Consider the following 25421-nt stretch of genomic DNA (forward strand, 5'->3'; position numbering starts at 1 on the left):
GCGGCACCTGCGCCCACACCAGCCTGGACGGAACCCACGCCTGCACCAACTTGGGCAGGACCTGCGCCCGCGCCAGCCTGGGCGGAGCCCCCGTCACCGCCGTCGCCGCTGTCGCCGAGCCGGTCACCGGCCGGGTCGCCGTGTGTCGTGCCGGCGGTCTGGTCGGTGCCCACTCCGGCCAGGGTCGCCGCACTCGCTTCCCCGCCCGTGGACGCGGCATCCGCGGTGCCGGCCGACCCGGCAACGGAAGCCATCGAACCATTCCCCGCCCCGCTCGAAGGGGACCTGCGCCCATCGGGACCGGCGCTCGGCAAGCCGGCGGCGTTCGATGGACCGGCTGCGCTCAACGAGCGGGTCACGGGTGGCGAGTCGGTCACAGGCGCGGACGGCTGGACGGACGCGGTCCCGGGCGCGGGCGGCGTGGCAGTCGCAGGCGCGGGCGGCGAGGCGGTCACGGGTGCGGTCGGCTGGCCTTTCACGGACGGCCAGACGGTCGCGGACGACTGAGCGGTCGCGGATGGCTGAACGGTCACAGGCGGCTGAGCGGTCGCGGATGGCTGAACGGTCACAGGCGGCTGAGCGGTCGCGGATGACTGAGCGGTCGCGGATGGCTGAGCGGTCGTGGGCGGCTGGGCGGGCGTGGGCGGCTGAGCAGTCGTGGACGGCCGAGCGGTCGCGGATGGCTGGGCGGGCGTGGAGTTCGCCTTGGCGGGCGTGGAGTTTGCCTTGGCGTGGCCGTCGTCGGTGATGTGGAGTGTGAGCTCGGTCGGGGTGTAGCCGATGGCGATGGTGGCGGAGGCGCCGGGGCCCGCGTGGCGGCGGACGTTGGTCAAGGCCTCCTGCACGATCCGGAACGCGGCGCGGTCGACCTGGGGTGGCAGCGGGCGCGGCACGCCGGTCGTGTCCACGGTGACGGGCAAGCCGACGGCGCGGGCCTCCTCGGCGAGGCGGTCGAGGTCGCGCAGGCCCGGGGCGGGCGTGCGGGGGGCGGCGCCGGCGGGGTTGAGGCCGGCGAGGACGGAGCGGGTCTCGCGCAGCGCCTCGGCGCTGGCGTGCTTGATGGCGGCGAGGGCGACCCTGGCCTGCTCGGGCTGCTCGTCCATCAGGTGCAGGCCGACACCCGCCTGGACGTTGATGAGGGACAGGTGGTGGCCGATGACGTCGTGCAGCTCGCGGGCGATGAGGAGCCGCTCGTCGCTGGCCTGGCGACGCTCCTGCTCTGCTCGCGCCTTCTCCTCCTCGGCGCGGGCGAGCTGCTGCTGGGCGGACCAGTCGCGGGCCATCTGGGAGTAGCGCATGCCACGCACGCGGGCGGCCTCGCCGAAGCCCGCGATGACGAGACACCAGACGCCGATGAGGATGACGCGGGGCAGCGACTCGTCGCCGCGGACCAGCACGGCGAACACGCTGAACGCGGCGGCGACGGCCGCCCAGGTCAGCCAGCGATAGCCCGAGGCGAGGGCGGTGAACATCGCGACGATCGCGGCGACGAACCCGGGGCCGTCGGGATAGCCCATGCTGAAGTAGGCGGCGGTCGGCACCAGCGCGCCGACGAGGGAGACCAGCGGCCAGCGCTCGCGGACCGCGAGGGCGATGGGGCCGGCGAGCAGCAGCAGATAGGCGGTGCCGTCCAGGACGTGCGGGCCGGTCGAGCCATAGGCCGCGGCGCGGGTGCCGAGGACCTGCACGAGGGCCATGGCGATGACGATCGCCGCCGGGTGCGGGCCGCCGCCCCACCGCCTGCGGCCGTGGCGCTCCATGGACTCCATGCGGTGCGCGAGCCGCGCGGCGTGCCGGGCGTCGCGCGCCTCGCGCAGCTCCCGGGTCCAGGGCGGTCGTCGTCTCACATCGCCCAAGGTAGTCCAGGGCCGGGACCAGCGGCGTCGCACTCAGGTCGCGCGGTCGCGTACTCCCTGGGTCGTACGTGACGGGCTGGTGTGCGACCTGGGAAGTACAGGACGACACGACACAGGTGCGACGCGCGTGGCGGCGGTCAGCGGCAGGCTGAAAGCAACAAGGAAGGGGGCCGAGATGGCCGGCGAACGGGTGCGAGCCTCCGACAAGGAGCGCGAGCAGTACGCGGACATGGTGCGGGCCGGGATGACGGAGGGGCGGCTCACGCTGGAGGAGGGCGAGGAGCGGCTCGCGCAGGTGTATGCGGCGAAGTTCCGCGACGAGCTGCCGCCGGTGACCGCCGACCTGCCCGACGGGGGGCGGCGCGGGCTGTTCGAGCTGCCGGAGACGCAGGCGGAGTTCCTGCGGCAGGGCCGGCGGCACCTCGCACGGCACGGCGCGTTCGTGGCCGTGTTGGCGGTCGCGCTGACCGGGCTGTGGGCGCTGTCGGGCGCGCACTTCTTCTGGCCCGCGATCCCGCTGTTCTTCCTGGTGCTCAGCGTCTTCAAGCACGCGCGCTGGCGGCGGTGGGCGGCGTCGGGAGGCGCGCCGTGGTCGGGGGGTCCGCCGTGGGGGCGGCGGCACTGGGGGCACGGCCACGGTCATGGACCGTGGGCGGCGGCCTCGGACCGGCACGGCTGGAGCTGAGCCAGCCGCCTCAGCGGGGTGCCGCCACCGGCGCGGCGCCCCGCCGGCAGCGACCGGCGCCGTCAAGCCGTGGAGCCGCGACCGACGCGGCGTCCGGCTGGGGAGCACCGACAAGGCGCCCGGGCCGGGGAGCAGCAACAAGGCGTCCGGCCGGGGAGCAGCGAAGCGGGAAGCAGCGAGCCGGGAGCAGCGAAGCGGGAAGCAGCGAGCCGGGAGCAGCGAAGCGGGAAGCAGCGAGCGGCTGTGCGCGGGGCCCGGCAGTGCAAGAGCTGAGGCGACCGCAACGGCCGGCACCGGCAGTACAGGAGCGGAGACGACAGCAGCGGTCGGCACGGGGGCGCGCGACGGCCTCGCCGGCCGCGGCACGACGGCAGAGAAGCTGGGGCGACCCGCGAGGCACGGCACGACGAGACGACGAAAGGCTGGATGTGGCATGTACCGAACCGAGCTCAAGGGCAGGGTCGCGGTGGTGCTCGGCGGTGCTGACGGGGTCGGTGCCGCGGTGTGCCGGCTGCTCGCCGCCCGAGGGGCCCGCATCGCCGTCATCGGCGACGACGAGGCCGAGCTGCAGGACCTGGTCGACGAGCTGCGGTGGGTGGGTGCGGACGCCGTCGGGATCGTGTCGACCGGGGTGGACACGGCGTCGGTGCACGCGGGGGTGCTCACCGAGGTCGGGGTTCCCGACCTGCTGTTCGTCGTCCCGTGTACGGGTGGCGGCGGCTTCCGCGCGACTGTCGACAGTGGACTGACGGCGACGTTCGAGGCGTTGCAGGCGTTCGTGCCGCGGATGGCGGAGGCACGGACGGGGACGGTGGTGACGGTCGCGCCGTTCGGCACGGATGCGGCGACGAGCGCGGTCGGCGGTGGGGTGACGGCGCTCACGCAACACATGGCGCGGGAGGTCGCGGCGTCGGGAGTGCGGGCGAATGTCGTGTCTTGGACACCGCAGGCGGAGCGGGTGGAGGATGTGGCCTTCGCCGCGGTCTACCTGGCCTCGGACGCGCCGCCGACGATGACGGCGACGACCTTCGACGTGGCCGGCAGGTTAACGCGGCTGTAGCTCCTATGTACGAACGCGGGTCCACATGGGATAGTCCGGATCATGATGGGCTCTTCGCATGCGCTGTCCGGGGCGGCCGTGTGGCTGGCCGGCTCCCTGGCGCTGGACCAGCTCGCCGACTTCCACCAGACGCCGCTCCAGCTGGCCGTCGGCACGGCGATCTGCGCCGGTGGCGCGCTGCTGCCTGACCTCGACCTGTCGGGGCGGGTCACCACCCGGCAGGGCGGTGCGACGGTGGCGCACACGTTCGGGGTGCTGACGCTGTTCCTGGCGGAGGTGGTCGAGAAGTTCTCGCTGGGCGTCTACATGCTGACCCGGCTCAAGCACGACCCGCGCCGCCGCAACGGGCACCGGACCCTGACGCACACCATCGTGTTCAACGTCGGTGTCGGGTACGGCACCCTGGCGCTGTGCAACGCGTTCGGCAAGTGGGCCGTCATGGGCGTGCTGTTCTTCGCGTTCGCGATGGCGCTGCGCGGGCTGTTCGAGCGGTGGGCGGAGCGCGCCGGCTGGCTCATCGTGACCCTCGCCGCCGCGGGGGCCGCGTACCTCGTCTACGAGCGGCTCCCCGGAGACCGCGGCTACCCGCTGCTCGGCATGGCGGTCGGCGTCGGCGGCCTCATCCACCTGGCCGGCGACATGATCACCCGGCACGGATCCCCCATCTTCTGGCCGATCCCGACCGGCCGGCGGCTGTGGCGCAACATCGGCCTGCCGCACTCGGTGGCGCTGACCGCGGGTGACAAGACCGAGACGGTCGTGCTGCGCATCGTCTTCACCACGGTCGCGATCTTCGCCGGCTCCCTGCTGGTCGCGCCGATCCTGCTCGAACGGTTCAACATATCCGTGTGAACGATGACGCCGAGGTCCCCGCGTTCTGGCAGGCGCTGGGCCTGCCCGGCCTGTTCGACGTGCACACGCACTTCCTGCCCGAGCGCATGATGCGCAAGGTCTGGGCCCACTTCGACGCCGGGGGCCCGCTCGTCGGGCGGCCGTGGCCCATCCGGTACCGCGGCAGCGACGCCGAACGGGCGGGCCACCTCCGCGAGATGGGGGTCCGACACTTCACGGCCCTCGCGTACGCGCACCGTCCCGACATGGCCGCCGACCTCAACGCGTGGACGCTCGGCTTCGCCGCCCGGACGCCGGGGTGCGTGCCGAGCGCGACGTTCTACCCGGAGCCCGGCGCGGCCGGGATCGTCGACGCGGCGCTCGACGGCGGCGCCAGGATCTTCAAGGTGCACCTGCAGGTCGGTGGTTACGACCCGAACGACCCGCTGCTGGAGCCGGTCTGGGGGCGGCTCGCCGAGACCGGCACGCCGGTGGTCGTGCACGCCGGTTCCGGGCCCGTCGCCAACGGGTACACCGGACCGGGCCCGTTCGGCGAGGTGCTGCGCCGCCACCCGTCGCTCGTCGCCGTCATCGCCCACTTCGGCGCGCCCGAGTACGAGGGCTTCCTCGACCTCGCCGACCGGTACGCCAACGTCATGCTCGACACGACGATGGTCTTCACAACGTTCTTCCCGGGTTTCCCGCCGGAGCTCCTCCCCCGGGTGGAGGAGCTCGGCCTCGCGGGGCGTGTGCTGCTCGGCAGCGACTACCCGAACATCCCGCACCCGTACGCGCACCAGCTGGACTCGTTGCGGCGCCTGGGGTTCGGTGACGATTGGCTGCGGGCGGTCTGCTGGGGCAACGCGGCGGGCATGATGGAACGGTGACGAACTCCTTCCACGGCCTGGCGGAGCTGGTGCTCGCCGGCCCGCAGTACCGGCGCAGCGGCACCATCCGGCTCAGGGTCACGCCGGCCGGTTTCGCCACCGTCGCCGCACCCGACGTGCAGGCCGAGGCCGACGCGCTCGTCGTCGACGGGCGCCGCATCCCGTACGAGGGGCAGACGTTCGCCCAGCTGGCGGCGGCCGCGGGGCTGGACGTCGGCGCCGCCGAGGGCGTCTACAAGGACGGCTCCGGCGCGCGGCCCGGCGACCCGGTCGTGACCACCGGCGCGAGCGTGACCCTGGCCGCCCTGGCCGTCGGCGACGCGGCGCTGCGCCTGTTCGCGCCGGACGCCACGCCGGTGCTGTGGCCGGAGCACTTCGACGTCGGCATCTCGCTCGACGAGGTGAACTACGGGGTGTCCACGGGCGACTCGGCGATCCCCGAGCCGTACGCGTACGTCGGCCCGTGGACGCCGCGCGAGGGTGACTTCTGGAACGTGTCGTTCGGTGCCGCACGGCCCTTGAGCGCCCTCGGCGACGCGGCCGCGGTGGCCGAATTCTTCGCGGAGGGCCGCGCCGCCGCCGCAACCTGAACGAGGTCGTGGCGCCGGCGTAGCCGGTCCGGGCGGCAGCCGAGTGACCGTCACCCGCGGAGCGTCGTGGGCAGGACCGGCACGACGCGAGCAGCACGGGCGACGTTGCCTTGCCGAACGGCGAGGGCGCGTTGCCCGGGCGGCGAAAAAGGTGGGTTGCCCAGGACGGTGGCGGTCAGCGGCGTTTGATCCACCAGATGATGCCGAACACGACTGCGAAGCTGGCGGCGGCGGTCACGACGTACGGGACAGCGCGGCGCACGACCGCGCCGACTCCGCTGACGGCGAGCAGGTCGATCGGCTCCACCTCGTCGTCGGGCTGCACCGACACGGAGGCCTCCGACAACGCCGTGGGCGCGGACCGCGCCCCCTCACCCGGAACCGGCACCGCAGCCGGACCTGAAGCCGAATCCGACGCAACGGCCAGGTCCGAGGCAGCGGCCGAGTCCAAGGCGGCCGCTGAAGCCGGCGCCGCGGGCCCGCCCGCGGCGAGCTTGCCGGCCAGGCAGTCGGCGAACTGGCCGATCAGCTTCGCGCTCACGTCGCCGATGAGACCGCGGCCGAACTGGGCGGCCTTGCCGGTGACGTCGAGGTCCGTGGCGACCTCGACCCTCGTGCCGCCGTCGCCGGCCTCGTGCAGCTGCGCCGTCACCCTCGCCGAGGCGGTGCCGCCGCCCCGGCTGTCGGCGCCGGACGCGGTGAGCACCACCCGGTGCGCGGCCTCGTCCCGCTCGACGAACCGGCCCTTGCCCTTGAACGTGAGGCTCACCGGGCCCAGCTTGACCTTGACGGTCCCGGCGAAGTCGTCGCCCTCGAAGGAGGTCAGCGCGGCGCCCGGCATGCAGGGCGCGATCCGCTCGATGTCCAGCAGCACGTCCCACGCCTGCGACGCCGGGACGGGCACGGTGAAACTGTGTTCCAGCAGCACGGTCGTCAGACCCCCAGCGCTCGGCGGCAACGGGCCGCCCGGTGACCCGGGCCGCGCTTCCGACCATAGTCCCGTCGGCGCGCACCGCGCAGCACGGCCACGCGATAGGTTCCCCGACCGGGTCCGGCGCGCCGCGGGGATGAGGGCCGCCCGGAAACCGGACGGCCCCCTGACGGGCGCCTCAGACGCCCAGCGCCCGGCACACCGCCCGCGTGGTCAGCACCCGCGCCAGGTCGCGCCGGTAGTCCGCGGAGGCGGTGAGGTCGTCCACCGGTGACGTGCCGGAGGAGGCGGAGACGCAGGCCGCCGCCACCGCCCCGGCCGTCGCCGGCGCCCCGGTCAGCGCCGCCTCGACCTCGACGGCGCGGTGCGGCACCGGGCCCATGTTGGTCAGCGCGACCCGCGCCCCGGCGATGGCGCCGTCGGAGCGGGACACGGCGACCGCCACGCCGACGATCGCCCACGCCTGCGCCGTGCGGTGGAACTTCTCGTAGTGCGCCGACCAGCCGTCCGCGCCCGCCAGCCGCACCTCGACGAGGACCTCGTCGGGGGCGAGCGCCGTGGTGAACAGGTCCACCGCGAAGTCGGCGGCGCTGACGGACCGCCGCCCGGCGGGGCCCTGGACGACGTACGTGGCGTCGAGGGCGGCCGCGACGGCGGGCAGGTCGGCGGCGGGGTCGGCGTGCGCGAGGGACCCGCCGATCGTGCCGCGGTGCCGCACCTGCCGGTCGCCGACGGTCGCCGCCGCGGCCGCGAGCAGCGGCGCGTGCCGCTGGACCAGCGGCGACGACGCCACCTCGGCGTGCGTGGTCATGGCGCCGACGACGAGCGTGTCGCCGTCGAGCCGGACCCCGCTGAGCCCGGGCACGCCGGCCAGGTCGACGAGCAGCGCGGGCGCGGCGAGGCGCAGCCGCAGCACCGGCAGCAGCGACTGCCCGCCGGCGAGCACCTTCGCCTCGTCGGACGACCCGAGCGCCGCCACCGCCTCCTCCACTGTGGACGGTTTCAGGTAGTCGAACGCGACGGGGATCATGCCGCACCTCCGCGCTTGATCGCCCGCCACACCCGTTCGGGCGTGCAGGGCATGGCGATGTCGTCCACGCCGTACGGGCGCAACGCGTCGACGATCGCGTTGACGACGGCCGGGGTGGACGCGATGGCGCCGGCCTCGCCGACACCCTTGACGCCGAGCGGGTTGGAGGTCGCCGGCGTCTCCGTGCGGTCGGTGACGAGGTGCGGCAGGTCGGCCGCGCTGGGGATCGTGTACTCGACGAACGACCCGGTCAGCAGGGTGCCGGACTCGTCGTACACCGCCTGCTCGTGCAACGCCTGTGCGATGCCCTGCGCGACACCGCCGTGCACCTGTCCCTCGACGATGAGCGGGTTGACGACCTTGCCCACGTCGTCGACCGCCACGTACCGGTGGATGCTGACGCGCCCGGTCTGGGTGTCGACGAGCGTCGCGCACAGGTGGGTGCCGTGCGGGAACGAGAACGTCTGCGGGTCGAAGGTCGCGTCCGCGTCGAGGGTCGCCTCGACCCCGTCGGGCAGGTCGTGCGCCGCGAACACCGCGAACGCCGTGTCCGCGATCGTCTTGGCGGCGTCGGGTGTACCGCGGACGCGGAAGGCGCCGCCGGTGAACTCGATGTCGTCGGGGCTGCACTCCAGCATGTGCGCGGCGACGACGCGGGCCTTGTCGCGCACCTTCCGGCACGCCTCGACCAGCGCGACCCCGCCGACGGCGAGGGAGCGGGACCCGTACGTGTCCAAACCCTTGTGCGACGTGCGGGTGTCGCCGTGCAGGACCTCGACGTCCTCGAACGCGACCCCGAGCTCGTCGGCGACGATCTGGCTCCACGCGGTCACGTGCCCCTGCCCGTGCGGGCTGGTGCCGGTGACCACCTCGACCTTGCCCGTCGGCAGGACCCGCACCGACGCCGTCTCCCAGCCGCCGGCGGCGTACCGCAGCGCGCCCAGGATGCGGGAGGGCGCGAGGCCGCACATCTCCGTGTAGGTGGACACGCCGATCCCGAGCTGCACCGGGTCGCCGCTGACCCGGCGGCGCCGCTGCTCCGCGCGCAGGCCGGCGTAGTCGAACAGGTCGAGGGCCTTGTCCGTCGCGGCGTCGTAGTCGCCGGAGTCGTACACGAGGCCGGCGACCGTGGTGAACGGGAACTCGTCCGCCTTGATCCAGTTGCGGCGGCGCAGGTCGACGGGGTCCATGCCGAGCTCGTCGGCGAGGTCGTCCATGGCCCGTTCGATGGCGTACGTCGCCTCGGGCCGGCCCGCGCCGCGGTAGGCGTCGGTGATGGTCGTGTTGGTGAAGACGCCGACGCACTCGAAGCGGTAGGCGGGCACCTTGTAGATCGAGTTGAACATGAACGCGCCGAGGATCGGCACGCCCGGCCCGACCAGCCCCAGGTAGGCGCCCATGTTGGCGATGAGCTTCACGTCGATGCCGGTCAGGGTGCCGTCGCGGCGGGCGGTGAGCGTGATGTCCTGGATCTGGTCGCGCCCGTGGTGCGCCGACAGCATCGACTCGCCGCGGGTCTCGGTGTACTTGACCGGCTTCTGCACGCGCTGTGCGGCGAAGAACGCGATCATCTCCTCCGGGGTGACCTGCAGCTTGCCGCCGAAGCCGCCGCCGACGTCGGGGGCGATGACCCGGATCTTGTGCTCGGGCACGCCGGTGAGCAGCGCGTAGAACACCCGCAGGATGTGCGGGATCTGGGTCGCCGACCAGATGGTGTACTCCCCCATCCCGGGGTCGACGACGACGCTGCGGGGCTCCATGAACGCGGGGATGAGCCGCTGCTGGACGTACCGGCGGCGCAGCGTCACCTCGGCGGTGGCGGCCTCGGCGGCGACGTCGGTGCCGGTGCCGGCCTGCGCGGAGTCGAAGATCCAGGTGTACGAGCGGTTGGTGCCCTTGTCGGGGTGGACGAGCCCCTCGTCGCGCGACGCGGCCTCCAGGTCCAGGACCGGCGGCAGCGGCTCGTACTCGACCTCGATCGCGTCGAGCGCGTCGGCGGCGGTGTCGCGGTCACGGGCGACGACGACGGCGACCGCCTCGCCGTGGTGGCGCACGAAGCCGTCGGCGAGCGGCGGCCGGACAGGGTGCACGATGTCCTCCGTGACCGGCCAGGCGCACGGCAGGCTGCCCTGGATCTCGGCGACGTCGGCCCCGCTGAACGCGTCGACGACGCCCGGGATCCGCCGGGCGGGACCGACGTCGACGGCGGTGACGCGGGCGCTGGCGTGCGGGCTGCGCAGGATCGCCAGGTGCAGCATCCCGGGCAGCGCGATGTTGTCCGTCCAGCGGGTCCGCCCGGTGATGAGCCGCGCGTCCTCCTTGCGCCGGCGCGCCGCGCCGACCTCCCCCGCGCCGGCCGACGGTTCCACGACGGCGGTCATGCCGTCACCTCCGCTGCGCTCCGGCGCCGACATGACCCGAACCCTGCGCCCATGATGACCAGCCCTCCGCTGCGCTCCGGGCCGCTCATGCCGTCACCTCGTCCTTGAGTGGGACGTCCTCGCCGGCCGCCTGCAAGGCCGTTGCGGCCGACTGCACCGCACGGACGATGTTCTGGTAGCCGGTGCAGCGGCACAGGTTGCCGGACAGACCCTCGCGGATCTGCTCCTCGGTCGGCGCCGGGTTGTCGCGGAGCAGGTCGACGGCGGACAGGATCATGCCGGGGGTGCAGAAGCCGCACTGCAGGGCGTGCAGCTCGTGAAACGCCTGCTGCACGGCGTGCAGCGCCCCGCCCGGGCCGGCGAGACCTTCGATGGTGGTGACGGCGGCGCCGTCGGCCTGGACGGCGAGCACGGAGCAGCTCTTCACGGAGCGCTGGACGCCGTCGGGGTCGCCCATCAGGACCGTGCACGAACCGCAGTTGCTGGTGTCGCAGCCGACGACCGTGCCGATTTTGCCGAGACGTTCTCGCAGGTGATGAACCAGGAGGGTCCGGGGCTCGACATCGTCGACGTAGCGACTGCCGTCGACGTCGACGCTCACCCGGACGCGATGGGAAGAGGACACGCTTGACCTCCCGCGGGGACGTGCCGAAACGGCCCGTCGCGCGGCGGACGCACCCGGGCCACTGCCTGATCAGCAGATCGCACAAGCAGTGATCAACGCAACCCTCCGCGGGTCTTGACTTCGATCAGGTCCGCCGGAGCGGGAAAAGACGGCGGCGGTGAAGTGTCGGCTTCCTGACTCCCGCCCGAGTGTCGATCGACGGCGATATGGGTGAGGATCGACGGATCGACCACCACGGTGCAGCGCGGCACGAGCTGGAGGCGTTCCTCACTCTCGCGGAGGAGCTGCACTTCGGCCGGGCCGGCATGCGCCTGCACGTGTCCACGGCGCGGATCAGCCAGGCGATCAGGTCCCTCGAGCTGCGGGTCGGCGCGCGGCTGTTCGCGCGGACGAGCCGCCGGGTGGCGCTGTCACCGGACGGGCAGCAGCTGCTCAACAACCTGCGCCGCGGCCGCGACCAGCCCGGCTGCCAGCCACCGGACGCCTAGCGGCTACGACACCTCGTGGTGGATGCGGCCGGCGGTCGTCGTGAGCCGCGCGCCGCCACCGCCCCAGCGCCCCGCGATGATCTCCGCGGCGATGCTGACGGCGGTCTCCTCCGGGGTGCGGGCGCCGAGGTCGAGGCCGATCGGCGAGGACAGCCGGCCCAGCTCCTCCTCCGTCATCCCCGCCTCCCTGAGCCGGTCGAGCCGGTCGTCGTGCGTACGGCGGGATCCCATCGCACCCACGTAGGCGAGGTCCTCGCGCAGCGCCACCTGCAGCACGGGCACGTCGAACTTCGGGTCGTGGGTCAGCACGCACACCACGGTGCGCGGGTCGACGCGGCCGGCGTCCAGCTCCGCCCGCAGGTACCGGTGCGGCCAGTCGACGACGACCTCGTCGGCGCCGGGGAACCGCTTCGACGTGGCGAACACGGGCCGCGCGTCGCAGACCGTGACGTGATAGCCGAGGAAGTCCCCGATGCGGGCCACCGACGCGGCGAAGTCGATCGCGCCGAAGACGATCATCCGGGCGGGCGGCGCGTAGGAGGCGACGAACAGCGTGAGCCCCTCGCCGCGCCGCTCGCCGTCCAGGCCGTAGTGCAGCGTGTCGGTCCGCCCGGCGGCCAGCAGCCCCCTGGCGTCGTCGGCGGCGGCCGCGTCGAGCCGTTCGGACCCCAACGACCCGGATGTGGACGCGGGCCAGACCACGAGCCGCCGGCCGATGCGGTCGTCGGGGCCCTCCACCACCGACACGACGGCGACCGGCTCGCGGGCGGTGATCGCCGCGGCGACCCGGTCCAGCTCGGGGAACGTGTCCCGCGACACCGGCTCGACCAGCAGCTCGATGATCCCGCCGCAGGTCAGGCCCACGGCGAACGCGTCGTCGTCGCTCACGCCGTACCGCTGGACGACCGGCGAACCGGAGTCGACGACCTCGCGGGACAGCTCGTAGACGGCACCCTCCACGCAGCCGCCGGAGACGCTGCCGACCGCGTCGCCCTCGGGGCCGACGAGCATCGTGGCGCCGGCGGGGCGCGGTGAGCTGCGCCAGGTGCGCACGACGGTGGCCATGCCGACGGTACGGCCGGACTCCCACCAGCCGAGCAGCTCGCTGAGAACCTCACGCACGGCGGACCTCCTCAAGGACGGCGTGTAGCGCCGCCACCGTATGCCCCGCCACGAGCGCGTCGACATGCGGGAGCACCGCGGCGAGTCCACCGGCGGTCGGGGCGAAGCCGGGACGCCCCGCGTGCGGGCTCACCCAGACGGTCCGGGCGGCGAGACGGCGCAGGTGGGCGACGGCGGCGCCGAGCCGGGCCGGCTCCGCGGACTCCCACCCGTCGCTGAAGACGACGACCGCGGCGCGGCGGGCGGCACCCCGGTGGCCGTCGCCCCGGACGAACGCGGCGACCCCGTCGGCGAGCCGGGTCCCGCCGCGCCAGTCGGGGATGAGCCGCCCGGCCTCCCGCATCGCCGCCTCCGGGTCCCGGGTCCGCAGCGCCGGGCTGAGGCGGGTGAGCCGGGTGCCGAGCGTGTACGTCTCGGTCCACCGTGGACGGTGCCGGGTGAAGGCGTGCGCGAGGCGCAGAAGGGCGTCCGCGTACGGCGACATCGACCCCGACACGTCGATCAGCAGCACGAGCCGGCGGGGTCGCGGCGCCCGCCGCTGGTGCAGCAGCGGCCTCGGCTCGCCGCCGGCCCGCAGCATCGCCCGGACGCTGCGGCGGCGGTCGACGCGCCCGTGCCCCGCCGGCCGGTGCCGCCGCCCGGCCCGGGTGATGTCGGCGAGCGCCACCTGGGCGAGCAGCGCGAGGGCCTCGGCGCGTTCGGCGGGCGACAGGGTGGCGAGGTCGCGGTGGCGCAGCACCTCGGTGTCGGCGGCCCGCACGGACAGCGCCGGGTCCTGCCCGCCGGCCTCCGCCGACGGCGGCATCGTGGCCCGGAACAGGGACCGCTCCGGCAGCCGCCGCACCTGCCACGACGGGCCACGGGCCGGCGACGCCTCCGTCAGCAACGCCGCGTCGTAGCGGGCGATGTCGTCGGGTGAGCCGCACAGGGTGAGCCGGCCGGCCCAGTACGCGTGGGCGACCCCGGCGGCGTCGAGGGCCTCGCCGAAGGCGGCGAGCCGGTCGGGCGTCACCGGCAGCCCGGCCGCCCGCAGCTTCGCCGCCACCTCAACGAGCACCGACGGTCCCCGCTGCCAGCTCGATGTCCTCGCGGACCTTGAGCACCACGCCGAGGGTGGCGTCGGCGAGCCCGGCGGTCAGCGTGTCCGCGGCCAGCGCGCGCAGCGCCGCGGCCCAGTCGATCGCCTCGGCGACGCCCGGCGGCTTGACCAGGTCGAGGGTCCGCAGGTGGGCGGTGGCCGCGGCGACCTGCGCGGCGAGCCGCTCGTCGAGGCCCGGCAGGCGCCGCCGCAGGATCGCGGTCTCCCGCTCCGGCGTGGGGTGGCCGACCCAGTGGTACAGGCAGCGGCGCTTCAACGCGTCGTGCACCTCGCGGGTCCTGTTGCTGGTGACGACCACGACCGGCGGCACCTCGGCGGTGATCGTGCCGAGCTCCGGCACGGTCACGGCGGCGTCGGCGAGCACCTCCAGCAGGTACGCCTCGAACTCGTCGTCGGCCCGGTCGACCTCGTCGACGAGCAGCACGCACGGTGCCCGCTCGATCGCCCGCAGCAGCGGCCGGGCGAGCAGGAACCGGCGGTGGTACAGGTCCGCCTCGAGCTCCTCCGCCGACAGGGTGCCGTGCGCCGCCGTCCCGATGCTTTCCAGCGCCCGCAGGTGCAGGACCTGGCGGGCGAAGTCCCAGTCGTACAGGGCGTGCGAGGCGTCCAGGCCCTCGTAGCACTGCAGGCGGATCAGCTCGACGCCCGCGGTCTCGGCGAGCGCCGCCGCGAACGCGGTCTTGCCGACGCCGGCGTCGCCCTCCAGGAAGATCGGCCGGTGCAGGCGCAGCGCGAGGAAGCCCGCCATCGCGAGGCCCTCGTCGGCGAGGTAGCCCGCGTCGGCCAGGCCGGCCGCCAGCGCGGCCGGAGACTCGAAGTCCGGCACCGCTCCACTATGCGCGTGGATTCTCCCGGCGGCTACTGCCGCACCAGGTCGCTCCGTTTCCGGTTGCGGCAGATGTACCGGCAGCGCCTGCCGCTCCGTTTCCGGTTGCGGCAGATGTACCGGCAGCGCCTGCCGCTCCGGTTCCGGTTGCGGCGGGTGTACCGGCAGCGCCTGCCGCTCCCGGCCGCCGCCCGGCTCGTCCGGCGGCTACCGCTCCGGCCGTCCGGCTCGGCCGGCGGTCACTGCTCCGGCGGTCACTGCTCCGGCGGGACGTCGAGGTCGGTGTCGTCGGCGATGTCCTCGCACGGCACGGCCTGGACCAGGTCGGCGTGGGCGATCAGGTAGGCGCGCGCGCCGACGTCAGCGGTCGCGAGGGTGCTCACACCGGCCCAGTGGTCCCGGCCGAGGATCACCGGATGGCCGCGTCTCCCCTGGTACGACGCGGTCACCAGCGCCTTCGACCCGCTGTCCGCGGCGGCGAGCAGCCTGGCCACGGCGTCGGGCCCGATGCCGGGCGTGTCGACCAGCAGCACCGCGACCGCGGCCGCGTCGGCCTCCGTCTCGGCGTCGGCGACCGCCGCCAGCCCCACCCGCAGCGACGAGCCCATGCCGCTCTTCCAGGCCGGGTTGTCCACCAGCCGCGCGTCACCGAGCTGCGCCTCGTCGCGGACCCGCGCCGACTCGGCGCCCAGGACCACCACGATCCGCGTGCAGCCGCCCTCGCGGAGGGTCGCCACGGCGCGCTCGACCAGCAAACGGCCGTCGTCGTGGCGCACGAGAGCCTTGGGTCCGCCATACCGGCGGCCGCCACCTGCGGCGAGAACCAGTCCGACGATCGTGCTCAGCGGGGACTCCTCAGTGCTCCTGGGTGCTCCTCGGTGCAGCCTAATACCGCCGGTACGCTCCTTGCTCATGGCCCTGCACGATCACTGCTCGTATTGCGGCGTCGCCTATGCGTCGAACGCGCCGTGGCCCCGCGTCTGCGCCTCCTGCGGCGAGACGACCTGGCGAAACCCGCTGCCCGTCGCGGTCACGCTCCTGCCGGTCGAGACCGACGAGGGTCGCGGCCTGGTCCTCGTCCGCCGCGACATCGAGCCGAAGCGCGGCGAGCTGGCCCTGCCGGGCGGCTTCATCGAGTTCGGCGAGACCTGGCAGGAGGGCATGGTCCGCGAGCTGCGCGAGGAGACCACGCTGCTGGCCGACCCCGCCGACGTCCGTCTCTTCGACGTCCAGAGCACCGCCGGCGGCAACCTCATCGTCTTCGGCGTGCTCCCCCCGCGCCCCCTGTCCGCGATCCCCGCCTCCGTGGCGACCGAGGAGTCCCTCGGCTTCGAGATCGGCGTCGGCCCCCAGCAGCTGTGCTTCCCCACGCACACCGACGCCATGGCCGGCTACCTCGCCTCCGCCGACTGGTAACCCCAGCGCCGGGCGCTGTCGTGGCTACTTGGCGTCGGAGTAGCGGTCGACGACGGCGACGTCGAGCGGGAAGCGGACCTGGGTGTCGCCGAAGAGCAGGCGGCGGGCCTCGTCGCCGGCGGTGTGGACGGCCGTCACCACCGCCGGCGCCTCCTCGGCGGGGCAGTGCACGATGAACTCGTCGTGCTGGAAGAAGACCAGCTCGGCGGCCAGGCCGGCGAGGTGCGTGCGGAGCCTGGCGAGCACGACCAGGGCCCACTCCGCGGCGGTGCCCTGGATGACGAAGTTGCGCGTGAACCTGCCGCGCGCCCGGCCCCTCGCCCCGCCGCGGGCGTCGACCTCCAGGCCGGGCTCGTCGAAGCCCTCCCGCCAGCTGACCGACGACGGCGGGCAGGTGCGGCCGAGCCAGGTGCGGACCAGCCCGCCGGCCTCGCCGGTGCGGGCGGCCTCCTCCACGAGGTCCCAGGCGGTCGGGTAGAAGCGGCGCAGGGCGGCGAGGGCGGGTGCGGCCATGCCGCCGGTCTGCCCGTACATGGCGCCGAGGAGCGCGACCTTGGCCTTCGGGCGGTCGCCGTCGAAGGCCTCGGCGGCGAGCGCGGCGTAGAGGTCGCCGGCCGCGCCGGCACGGGCGAGCCGGTGGTCGGCGGAGACCGCGGCGAGGATGCGCGGCTCGAGCTGGCCGGCGTCGGCGACGACGAAGGTCCAGCCCGGGTCGGCGACGACGGCCTTGCGCACGACCTTGGGGATCTGCAGGGCGCCGCCGCCGCGGGTGGCCCAGCGGCCCGAGACGACGCCGCCGGGGATGTACTCGGCGCGGAACCGGCCGCCGCTGACCCACTGGTCGAGCCAGGACCAGCCGTGCGCGACCCACAGCCGGTACAGCTCCTTGTATTCCAGCAGGATCGGCACGGCGGGGTGGTCGACGTGCTGGAGCTCCCAGCGGCGCGTGTTGCGCAGCGTGATGCCCTGGCGGGCGAAGGCGCGCAGGACCTCGGCGGGGGAGTCGGGGTGGACCCGGGCCCCGAACGCCTCGTTGAGCCGGGCGTTGAGCTCGACGAGGCGGGCCGGTGGCGCCCCCTCGATCGGCGAGGGCGGGCCGAGCAGCTCGCGGAGCAGGGCGTCGTGCACGTCGGCGCGCCACGGCAGGCCGGCGGCGCCCATCTCGGCGGCGACGAGGGCGGCGGCGGACTCGGCGGCGACGAGGGTGCGCATGGCGCCGCCGCCGGGGGCCATGGACGGCGCCGCCGCCGCGCGGGCGCGCTGAGCGGAGAAGACACCGAGGACCGCATCGAGCGGCAGCTCGGAGTCCGCCGCGATGTCGAAGAGCGAGTCCTGCGCCTCACCGGGCGGCAGGGCGGCGCGGGAGGGCGGATCGGGCGGCACGGGGGCGCCGGTGAGCCGGGCGTGGGCGGCGGCGAGGGAGCGGGGCTGCCCCCAGTGGCCCTCGGCGCCGAGCAGGAGGGCCTCGGCGAGCTCCAGGTCGTGGCAGCGCTCGACGCGGACGCCGGCGGCGAGGAGGCGCGGATAGAGCTCGGCGGTCGACGGCCACAGCCAGCGGGGCCGGTCGCGGGCCTCGATCGCGGCGACCGCGGTGGCGAGGTCGTCGACGCGGCGCTCGGAGCCGCTCGGGGTGCCGTCGTCGGCCAGCGGTCTGATCAGACCACCGGCACCTGAGGGCATCACCGCGACGAGCACGACCGCATTACATCGCACACCCCCGACAGTTTTCGAGAAACCGCCGGGGGTGCGCGTGCCTTTGGTGGGTTACTTCACTGCGCCGGCGGTGAGACCGGCCTGGATCTGCCGCTGGAAGACCATGTACATCGCGATCATCGGAAGGATCGAGATCGTCAGGGCGGCGAACAGACCCGACCAGTCGGCCTCATAGCCCGCGGCGGTGGAGATGTCCTGGATGCCCTGGGTGAGCACCCACTTGTCCTCCGCGCCGGCCATCAGCACCAGGGGCAGCAGGAACTGGCCCCACTGACCGATGAGGTTGAAGATCGTGAGGCTGATCAGGCCCGGCTTGGCCATGGGGAGCATGACCGAGAAGAACAGCCTGGTGTGCGAGGCGCCGTCGATCGTCGCCGCCTCGGCCACCGAGTTCGGCAGCGACCGGAAGAACGAGGTCAGGAAGAAGATCGTGAACGGCAGCGAGTACGCGATGTACACGATGATCAGGCCGGTGTACGTGTTGAGCAGGCCGAGCTGCTTGACCTGGAAGAACAGCGGCACGACGGCGAGGAACGGCGGGAACGCGATGCCGGCCACGAACAGGAAGTAGATGACCCGGTTGCCGACGAACCTGTAGCGCGCCAGTACATAGGCGGCCATCGAGCTCAGCAGCATCGTGCCGAACGTCGCGAGCGTGACGACCAGGACGCTGTTGAGCACGTACTGGCCGACGTGGGCCTTGCTCCAGGCCCGGCTCCAGTTCTCCCAGCGCAGGTGGTCCGGGACGGTCCACGGTGCGCTGAAGATCTCCGTCGTGTTCTTGAACGACGCCAGGAACACCCAGGCCAGCGGGATGATGATCATCAGGGCCCAGATGGCGAGGAACACGTGACCGAAGGCGCCGGCCAGGTTGGGCTTGCTGCGCGGGCGCTCACTCTTCGGTACCACGCGGGCACCGTGCCCGCCGCTGCGCTGACCCGGCGCGTCGCGGCCGATGGTTGTGGTCATGTCTCGGCCTCTCAGTACTCGTAGGACTCACGACGGGTGAGCCGCAGCGTGAACGCGGCGAACACCAGCGACAGCACGCACAGCGCGACACCGTAGGTGGCAGCGTCGCCGTAGCGGTTCTGCTGCATGTTGTTGTAGATCTCCAGGCCGAGCACGGTGGTCGCGCCGTCGGGCCCACCGTTGTCCTGGGCGAGCACCGACACGATGGCGAACGCGTCGAAGGCCAGGATTCCGAGGTACACCCAAGCGGTCTGGATCGTGTCCCAGAGCAGCGGCAGCGTGACGCGGAAGAACAGCGACACCTTGGACGCGCCGTCGAGCTCGGCGGCCTCGTAGATCTCGGCCGGGATGTTGGCCATACCGGCGGAGAAGAGCACCACGTAGAAGCCGACCGCCTGCCAGACCAGCACCGCGATGAGCGCGGGCAGCGCCAGGTTCTTCTCGATCAGGAAGCCGATCGGCTTCTCGAGACCGGCCTTCAGCAACACACCGTTGATCAGGCCGGACTCGTTGGGCCGGTACACCGTCGCGAAGAGCACACCGATGACCGGCACGGCGAGGACCTGGGGGAGGAAGAACACCACCCGGTAGAAGCTCGACCCCCAGACCCCCGACGTCTTGCCACCCCTGCCTTTGCCCCCCACGTTGAGGAGGAAGGCAAAGAACAGGGCGAATGCGATCGTGGCCAGCGGCAGGAAGACGAGGATGACTGCGTGGTGCTCCAGCGCCTGCCAGAAACGGTCGGCGTGCAGCATCCGATCGTAGTTCTCCAGCCCGACCCAACGCTTCTTGGTGAAGCCGCGCCACTGGTAGAACGACAGATTGATCGTCTGCACGTACGGCCACAGGACGAAGTACCCGTAGAGCGTTACCGGCGCAACCAGAAACCCCAGAATGAAGGGGACTCTTCCATGCCGCATGATCAGGCTCCGATCAGCGCTTGAACTTGGTGATCGACGAGTCCTTCTTGATCTCGTCGGCCTTCTTCTGGATACGCTCGACGAACTGGTCGGCCTTGATGCGACCGAACATCAGCTCGTTGGTGGCGGTACGGGCCTCCTTGTCGAGGTCCTTGTACCAGCCGTCGAAGAACAGGTTGAAGACCTCGGAGCCGGCCGCCTTCAGCGCGTCCTGCGACGACTGGGTGCCCGGGGTGAAGGTCAGGCCGTCGGTGCTGCCCAGAACCACCGTAGGCGCCTTGACGACCTCGGTGAAGCCCTTGCCGCCCGCCTTCGACAGCATCTGGCGCATGTACTCCATGCCACCCTTGGGGTTCTTGCTCTTCGCCAGAACCATGTAGCCCTCGCCGGCGGTCGCGCGCAGCGCCGTCGACTTGAGCTTGTCCGAGCCGGTGATGCTCGGGGTGGTCATCATCTGGTACTTGAAGCCCTCGGGTGTGTCCTTCTTCTGCTCGTTCTCGAGCCAGTCACCCGACGGGTACATGCCCAGCTGGTACTGGTTCTGCTTGAGCTGGACGTCGGTGTGCTTGAGACCCTCGGCACCCTGCAGGTTGTACTTGGCGCCGATCTCGGCCCACGCCTCGGCGGCCTGCTTGACCGCGTCGGTCTTCCAGGCACCGTCCTCAAGGTTGTCGATGTTCTTGAGGATGTCCGCGCCACCGATCTTCGCGGCGCTGGTGAGGATGATGTTCCACTGGTAGTACGCGGCGTTGGCACCGGCGTAGGCGTAGGGGGCGATGCCCTTGGCCTTGATCTTGTCGCACAGCGCGGTGAACTCGGCCCACGTCTTGGCCGGCTGCCAGCCGTTGTCCGCGAAGAGCTTGCCGGAGTACCAGATGCCGAACACGGTCGAGACGTAGTACAGGACGTACGGCTTGCCGTTGAACGAGCCCGTGTCCACCGTGCCGGGGACCAGGGTGTCGCGGACCTTCTTGGTCGGGTCGTCGACCGACGGCGCGTCGAACAGCGCGGTCAGGTCCTGCAGCTGGCCGTCGGCGACGAGCGCACCGAAGTCCAGCGACTTCTCACCGGAGTTGTTCACGAACTCCGGCGCGTTGCCACCGGCGATGAGGGGCTGCACCAGGGTGGAGATCGCCTGGCTGGACTGGTGCTTGACCTCGGACTTCGGGTGAGCCTTCTTGTACATCGGCTCGTGCACGTCGGTCGCGTACTTGTCGCCGTAGCCACCGTTGAAGATGACGACGTTGATCGGCTGGTCCTCGGGAGCACCCAGCGGGTTGGTCGCGCTGACGGCACCGGTGTTGCTGGTGCCCGGCTCGTCGTCGCTGCCGCTGTCGGCGCACGCGGCGAGGAAGCCCGCCGCGGGCGTGGCGACGAGGCCGGCAACGGCGGCGCGCTGCAGGACAGTCCGCCGCGAGAGCGCGTTTGGCTGCGACGGGGACTCGGGGGTAACGGACATGATCTGTCTCCTCGGTTCGGGTCAGGCGGTGCGCCGGACACGTCCGGCGTACCGCGACTCGAGGGTGTGGTTGTGCTCGTCCCCGCCGGGGACGTTTGCGGACAGGTAGACGGGAGCCACCTCGCCCGCAGCCTCGATGCGTCGCACGACCTCGGCGACCACCAGCTGCGCCATGAGCGCGTTGGTGACCGAAGAGACCGGGCAGACCGCGCCGCCGCTTTCCAGCGACAGCAGTGCGTCACCGTACGGCGCGCCGTTGTCCAGCACGACGTCGGCGATATCGGCGAGTCGCTTGCCCGAGGGGTGCCTGGGGGACACCCGCTCGGTGTGCTCGACCGACGTGATTGCGATCAACTTGTGTCCACGCTGCTTGATCAGCAGCGCCATCTCGACGATCCCCCCGTTGATCCCGGACTGTGAGGCCATCACGAACACGTCCTCGGGACGCGGCGCGGCGATCTCGTACAGCTGGGCGGCGATCCGGGGATCGCGTTCCAGCTTCTCGTCCTCGAGGATCTGCGGGTCCTGGCCGCCGTAGACGACGAGGTCCCGCAGGAGGATCTTGTTCGTCGGCACGAGGCCGCCGGCGCGGCCGGCGAAGTCCACCGCCACCGCCTCGGAGTGCCCGGTGCCGAACGCCTGGAGGAGGCCACCGGCGCGCAGCGCGGTGACGATGTGGTCGGCCGCCTGGCTGACGTTGCCGACCTGGGTGGTGGCGATCCGGTCGATGACCGTCTGGATCGCCGACACGTAGCCATGGGCAGTGACGCTCATGCCGCCGCCTCGCTTCGCTCACCGGCGCCATGAGGCTCAATGGTGGCCTGCAACATGATTCGCTCGCTTCGCTCGCTCATGCGGATGCCTCTTTTCCACTGGCCGACCGGTGACCGGCGACCGCCTGCGCGGTGACACTGAAGGCCGCGTGCGCGCGTTCGTGCGTGCGCTGCGCCACCGCGATGTACAGCAGGTCCAGCACCACCAGCTGGGGGTGCCGGGCGGAAAGGGCATCGGGCCGGAAGGTCGTCGCCTGCGTCGCGGTGAGCATGACGATGTCGGCGACCTCGGCGAGCGGCGAGCGCGGGAAGCTGGTCAGCGCGATCGTGGTCGCGCCCCGGCTGCTCGCCTCGGCGATCATCTCGATGGTCTCGCGGGTCTGGCCGCTGTGCGAGACGCCCAGCGCCACGTCGCCGGACTTCAGCAGCGCCGCGCTGGCCAGGCCGTTGTGCACATCGGTCCACGCCCACGCGGCGATGCCGATGCGGTGCAGGCAGAACTGCATCTCGCCACCGACGAGGGCACTGCCGCTGGCGCCGTAGATGTCGACCCGGTCGGCCCGGGCGATGGCCTCCGCGGCGCGCTCGACCTCGGTGAGGTCCAGCAGCGAGGCGGTGTCGTGCATCGCCTGCGTGTCGGCCGCCATGATCTGGCCGAGGACACGCTCGAGGGGGTCGGTCGGCTGGATCTCGCGGCCGATGTCCATCGTCCAGCCGCCGGTACGCGACGCGCGGCCGGTCTCACCGGCGATGGCGAGGCGCAGCTCGGCGTACCCGACGAAACCCAGTGCCCGGCAGAAGCGGGTCACGGTCGCCGGTGAGGTGCCGCTGCGCTCGGCGAGCTCGACGATCGTCGAGCGGGCCGCGGCGGCGGGGTCGGCGAGGATCAGCTCGGCGACCCGCTGCAGGGCACCGGTGAGCTCGGGCAGCTGCGCCCGGACCTTCGCCAGGACGCTGTCGCCGGTGACGATGGCCGGGAAGCCATCCATCCCAGACAGTGCGCCCGCCGGGATCGACGACACCGGCGAGGCACTGACAGCGGTGTGCACCGCCGTCGTGAGCTCCTCGCGAGATGCCATGTCGTTCCCTTTCAGCAAAGTTCCTTAACTGTTAGTGGTAAAAGTTCTTACTGAGGGGCCCTTCTTGTCAAGGAGTTGGGTGAAGTTTTCAAACTGTTACCTAAGAAGTGGATCTTAAAGACAGCTAAAAGTGCAGCTCAGAGCCGTTCGACACGTGGCGGCACCCCGACCGCCGAGCGCCGGCCGACCCGACCAAGAAGACCAGACGCGACCGGGTGAACGTCAGGGTGAGCCGCAGATATAGCCCGTTTTGTTACAAGCGGGGATGCCGCGGTGATCGGTGGTTTTCATGAAGAAGGGCCGAACAGACCCTTTCGGTCCGTTCGGCCCTTTGCACCCACTTGTGAGCGCGCTCAGCCGGAAGCGCTCCCATACGCCGTCAGTACCTTGGTCAAAATTTCCAGCCCTTCGCGGGCTTCCTGCTCGCTCAGGTTCAGCGGCGGGCCCATCCTGATCGTCGTGCCGTACAGGCCGCCCTTGCCGACCAGCAGCCCTTCGCGCTTGCACGCCTCGAACACCGCGTTGGTCGTGGCGACGTCGACGAGCTCCACGCCGAGCATCAGACCCTTGCCGCGGACCTCGACGACGGCCGGCGAGGACACCGCCCGCAGCCCGTCGAGCAGGATGCCGCCGACGCGCGCGGCGTTGGCCTGCAGGTCGTGGTCGAGGATGTAGTCGAGCACCGCGTTGCCGGCGGCGGTGGAGATCGGGTTGCCGCCGAACGTGGAGAACGAGATGCCCTGCACCGACTCCATCACCGCGGCGCTGCCGACCACGCCGGCGAGGGCGAAGCCGTTGCCGATGCCCTTGGCGAACGTCAGCAGGTCCGGCGTGACGCCGTGCGCCTGGTAGCCCCAGAAGTGCTCGCCGGTGCGCCCCCAGCCGGTCTGCACCTCGTCGGAGACGAGCAGGATGCCGTGCTCGTCGAGGATCTCCTTCCAGACCCGCAGCAGGCCGTCGGGGCCGCTGGTGAAGCCGCCGACACCCTGGATCGGCTCGGCGATCAGGCACGCCACCGGGCCGGCCGTGGTCGTGGCGAGGACCTCGCGCAGGTCTTCGGCGGCGGCCCGCAGGTAGTCCTCGTCGGAGAGCCCCTTCAGCACGCCACGCAGCCGGTCGCCGGAGTGCAGGTAGCTGACGTTGAACGGGCTGAGCGGCGACGCGGACCAGGCCCGGTTGCCGGTCACGCCGATCGTCGCCGCGGTCCGGCCGTGGTAGCTGTTGCGCACGGCCAGGATCGTGTTGCTCTGCCGCCGGTTGGTGGCCAGCTGCAGGGCGGCCTCGTTGGCCTCGGTGCCGGAGTTGGTGAAGAACACCCGGGCGTCGGGGATGCCCGACAGCCGCGCGATCTTCTCGGCGAGCTCGACCTGCTGACGGATCAGGTACAGCGTCGACGTGTGCGCGATACCGGTCCGCAGCTGCCGCTCGACCGCCTCGCGGACCTCCGGCACGTCGTAGCCGAGGGAGTTGGTGAGCACCCCGCCGAAGAAGTCGAGATAGCTCCGGCCATTACTGTCAGTGACTCTTGCGCCCTTACCGGTGACGAGCTCGATCGGTTCGGCGTAGTAGATCGGCATCCACGAGGGCATGACGCCCCGGTGCCGGCGGAGTAGGTCATCCATACCGCACATTCTCGCGCTGGCGTTTTCACGCTGCTTCGATATGCTGTCCGGCGATGTTGACGGCGCCGCGACGGATCCTCACGTTCCTGGTCACCACATGCATGCTGGTGATCGTGTTCGCCGACCCCGCGGCCGCCGAGCCCGGCGAGGACGGCGGCAGCAACCTCACTGTCCGTCAGGCTCTCGACAAGGCGCTCGGCGAGTACAACGACGCCAAGGGCCGCCTGGACAAGTCGACCGCCGACCAGGCGGCGATCGAGGCCGAACTGGGCAAGACCCAGGCCCGCCTCGGCGAGCTGGAGGTGTCGGCCGGGTCGGTCGCCAGCGCCGCGTACCGCGGCCGCCGGGTCAGCCTGTTCAACGTCCTGGTCGGCAGCGACAACCCCGACCAGCTGCTGCACGACATGTCCACGATCGAGTACATGATCTCCCGCGACGACAAGGCCCTGCACGAACTGGCCGAGACCCGCAAGAAGCTGGAGCAGCAGAAGGCGGACATCGCCGCGGCGGTCGCCAACCAGCAGGCCCAGCTGAAGGTCATGGAGGCGAACAAGAAGGCCGCCGAGGACGCGCTGAAGAAGGCGGGCGGCGGCGGAGCGACCACCGGCGCGCCGACGGGCGGCACGGTCACCACCAAGCCGGTCGCGCGCAACTCCGACGGTTCGTATCCGAAGGAGACCTGCAGCCTCAAGGACCCGACGACCGGCAACTGCATCTCCCCGCGGATGCTCAACGCCTACAACGAGGCGAGGCTGGCCGGGTTCACGCACTACACGTCGTGCTACCGCAGCGGTGGCGGCGGCGACCACCCGCTCGGCAAGGCGTGCGACTTCTCCGCCAACAAGAGCACGTTCGTCAACGCCCGGGCGACCGGCGACGACCTCGCCTACGGCAACCGGCTCGCCGCGTGGTGCGTCGCCAACGCGAAGAACCTCGGCGTCAAGTACGTCATCTGGTACAAACGCATCTGGCAGCCCAGCAGCGGCTGGAAGTCGTACGGCGGCGACGGCACCCCCGCCGGCGACCACTACAACCACGTACACCTGTCGATGCAGTGAG

The 25421-nt window shown here is 72.2% G+C and carries 24 protein-coding genes; 8 read left to right on the top strand and 16 right to left on the bottom strand.

The genetic code is table 11. The features are described 5' to 3' along the window. The coding region (locus AB0J72_RS38615) for a histidine kinase (protein ID WP_363408200.1) at nt 1–1847 on the bottom strand (1847 nt) is incomplete at its 3' end. A 184-nt stretch (nt 1848–2031) separates the two neighbouring features. On the opposite strand from AB0J72_RS38615, the gene AB0J72_RS38620 reads away from it, so the two are divergent. The 5 genes from AB0J72_RS38620 to AB0J72_RS38640 all read left to right on the top strand — a co-directional run bounded on the left by AB0J72_RS38620 (nt 2032) and on the right by AB0J72_RS38640 (nt 5909). After that, nucleotides 2032–2541, top strand: a complete 510-nt coding sequence (locus tag AB0J72_RS38620; protein ID WP_363408203.1) for a DUF1707 domain-containing protein — start codon at nt 2032–2034, stop codon at nt 2539–2541. 433 nt (nt 2542–2974) lie between these two features. Continuing rightward, entirely contained in the window at nt 2975–3601 is a 627-nt protein-coding gene (locus AB0J72_RS38625; RefSeq protein WP_363408206.1) for an SDR family NAD(P)-dependent oxidoreductase, read from the top strand. A gap of 42 nt (nt 3602–3643) precedes the next feature. Next, on the top strand, nt 3644–4453 hold the full coding sequence (locus AB0J72_RS38630; RefSeq protein WP_344502881.1) for a metal-dependent hydrolase: 810 nt from the start codon (nt 3644–3646) through the stop codon (nt 4451–4453). Then, nucleotides 4450–5319, top strand: coding sequence for an amidohydrolase family protein (locus tag AB0J72_RS38635; RefSeq protein ID WP_363408210.1), 870 nt, complete (start codon nt 4450–4452; stop codon nt 5317–5319). Before AB0J72_RS38630 ends, AB0J72_RS38635 begins: the two co-directional genes overlap by 4 nt. Continuing rightward, nucleotides 5316–5909, top strand: a complete 594-nt coding sequence (locus AB0J72_RS38640) for a hypothetical protein (RefSeq protein ID WP_363408212.1) — start codon at nt 5316–5318, stop codon at nt 5907–5909. Before AB0J72_RS38635 ends, AB0J72_RS38640 begins: the two co-directional genes overlap by 4 nt. 175 nt (nt 5910–6084) lie before the next feature. On the opposite strand, the gene AB0J72_RS38645 is transcribed toward AB0J72_RS38640, so the two are convergent. From AB0J72_RS38645 to AB0J72_RS38660, 4 genes are all read right to left on the bottom strand, one after another. After that, the gene (locus tag AB0J72_RS38645) at nt 6085–6837 is read right to left on the bottom strand and encodes an SRPBCC family protein (protein WP_363408215.1); all 753 of its coding nucleotides are present in this window, start codon (nt 6835–6837) and stop codon (nt 6085–6087) included. A 181-nt stretch (nt 6838–7018) separates the two neighbouring features. After that, entirely contained in the window at nt 7019–7870 is an 852-nt protein-coding gene (locus AB0J72_RS38650; protein WP_363408218.1) for a xanthine dehydrogenase family protein subunit M, read from the bottom strand. Beyond that, nucleotides 7867–10251, bottom strand: a complete 2385-nt coding sequence (locus AB0J72_RS38655) for a xanthine dehydrogenase family protein molybdopterin-binding subunit (protein WP_363408221.1) — start codon at nt 10249–10251, stop codon at nt 7867–7869. The genes AB0J72_RS38650 and AB0J72_RS38655 overlap by 4 nt, the downstream gene beginning before the upstream one ends. A gap of 85 nt (nt 10252–10336) precedes the next feature. Then, nucleotides 10337–10876 (bottom strand): (2Fe-2S)-binding protein, encoded by a 540-nt coding sequence (locus tag AB0J72_RS38660; protein ID WP_363408224.1) that lies wholly within the window; start codon nt 10874–10876, stop codon nt 10337–10339. A gap of 206 nt (nt 10877–11082) precedes the next feature. Here AB0J72_RS38660 and AB0J72_RS38665 point away from each other — a divergent pair, with 206 nt between their 5' ends. After that, a complete protein-coding gene (locus AB0J72_RS38665; RefSeq protein ID WP_363408227.1) occupies nt 11083–11364 on the top strand; it encodes a LysR family transcriptional regulator in 282 nt (93 codons plus the stop codon). 3 nt (nt 11365–11367) lie between these two features. Here AB0J72_RS38665 and AB0J72_RS38670 read toward each other — a convergent pair whose 3' ends face one another. From AB0J72_RS38670 to AB0J72_RS38685, 4 genes are all read right to left on the bottom strand, one after another. Further along, complete coding sequence (locus tag AB0J72_RS38670) at nt 11368–12486, bottom strand: XdhC/CoxI family protein (protein ID WP_363408230.1); 1119 nt, start codon at nt 12484–12486, stop codon at nt 11368–11370. Further along, complete coding sequence (locus AB0J72_RS38675) at nt 12479–13543, bottom strand: VWA domain-containing protein (RefSeq protein ID WP_363408233.1); 1065 nt, start codon at nt 13541–13543, stop codon at nt 12479–12481. The genes AB0J72_RS38670 and AB0J72_RS38675 overlap by 8 nt, the downstream gene beginning before the upstream one ends. Further along, nucleotides 13533–14411, bottom strand: a complete 879-nt coding sequence (locus tag AB0J72_RS38680; protein WP_363408236.1) for a MoxR family ATPase — start codon at nt 14409–14411, stop codon at nt 13533–13535. The genes AB0J72_RS38675 and AB0J72_RS38680 overlap by 11 nt, the downstream gene beginning before the upstream one ends. 254 nt (nt 14412–14665) lie before the next feature. Further along, nucleotides 14666–15325, bottom strand: coding sequence for an NTP transferase domain-containing protein (locus AB0J72_RS38685; protein ID WP_363408239.1), 660 nt, complete (start codon nt 15323–15325; stop codon nt 14666–14668). Between AB0J72_RS38685 and AB0J72_RS38690 the strand changes: the two genes are divergently transcribed. Further along, the gene (locus tag AB0J72_RS38690) at nt 15324–15827 is read left to right on the top strand and encodes an NUDIX domain-containing protein (protein WP_363408242.1); all 504 of its coding nucleotides are present in this window, start codon (nt 15324–15326) and stop codon (nt 15825–15827) included. The genes AB0J72_RS38685 and AB0J72_RS38690 overlap by 2 nt on opposite strands. A 24-nt stretch (nt 15828–15851) precedes the next feature. Here the strand turns inward: AB0J72_RS38690 and AB0J72_RS38695 are convergent, their stop codons facing one another. The 7 genes from AB0J72_RS38695 to AB0J72_RS38725 all read right to left on the bottom strand — a co-directional run bounded on the left by AB0J72_RS38695 (nt 15852) and on the right by AB0J72_RS38725 (nt 24362). Next, nucleotides 15852–17507, bottom strand: a complete 1656-nt coding sequence (locus AB0J72_RS38695) for a bifunctional 3'-5' exonuclease/DNA polymerase (RefSeq protein WP_363408287.1) — start codon at nt 17505–17507, stop codon at nt 15852–15854. 84 nt (nt 17508–17591) lie between these two features. Then, nucleotides 17592–18365, bottom strand: a complete 774-nt coding sequence (locus AB0J72_RS38700) for a carbohydrate ABC transporter permease (protein ID WP_363408290.1) — start codon at nt 18363–18365, stop codon at nt 17592–17594. Between the two features lie 155 nt (nt 18366–18520). Then, the gene (locus tag AB0J72_RS38705; protein WP_363408245.1) at nt 18521–19429 is read right to left on the bottom strand and encodes a sugar ABC transporter permease; all 909 of its coding nucleotides are present in this window, start codon (nt 19427–19429) and stop codon (nt 18521–18523) included. A gap of 13 nt (nt 19430–19442) precedes the next feature. Next, complete coding sequence (ngcE, locus tag AB0J72_RS38710; RefSeq protein WP_363408248.1) at nt 19443–20888, bottom strand: N-acetylglucosamine/diacetylchitobiose ABC transporter substrate-binding protein; 1446 nt, start codon at nt 20886–20888, stop codon at nt 19443–19445. A 21-nt stretch (nt 20889–20909) separates the two neighbouring features. Then, entirely contained in the window at nt 20910–21662 is a 753-nt protein-coding gene (locus tag AB0J72_RS38715) for an SIS domain-containing protein (RefSeq protein WP_360562804.1), read from the bottom strand. A 76-nt stretch (nt 21663–21738) separates the two neighbouring features. Continuing rightward, complete coding sequence (locus tag AB0J72_RS38720) at nt 21739–22650, bottom strand: MurR/RpiR family transcriptional regulator (RefSeq protein WP_363408293.1); 912 nt, start codon at nt 22648–22650, stop codon at nt 21739–21741. Between the two features lie 443 nt (nt 22651–23093). Further along, nucleotides 23094–24362 carry an aspartate aminotransferase family protein gene (locus AB0J72_RS38725; RefSeq protein ID WP_363408251.1) on the bottom strand — a complete coding sequence of 423 codons (1269 nt, stop codon included), beginning with the start codon at nt 24360–24362 and terminating at the stop codon, nt 23094–23096. Nucleotides 24363–24415: 53 nt separating this feature from the next. Between AB0J72_RS38725 and AB0J72_RS38730 the strand changes: the two genes are divergently transcribed. Then, nucleotides 24416–25420 carry a hypothetical protein gene (locus tag AB0J72_RS38730; RefSeq protein WP_363408254.1) on the top strand — a complete coding sequence of 335 codons (1005 nt, stop codon included), beginning with the start codon at nt 24416–24418 and terminating at the stop codon, nt 25418–25420. The last annotated feature ends 1 nt before the right edge of the window (nt 25421 follow it).

The sequence above is a fragment of the Dactylosporangium sp. NPDC049742 genome (genome assembly GCF_040674675.1).
GTDB lineage: Bacteria > Actinomycetota > Actinomycetes > Mycobacteriales > Micromonosporaceae > Dactylosporangium > Dactylosporangium maewongense.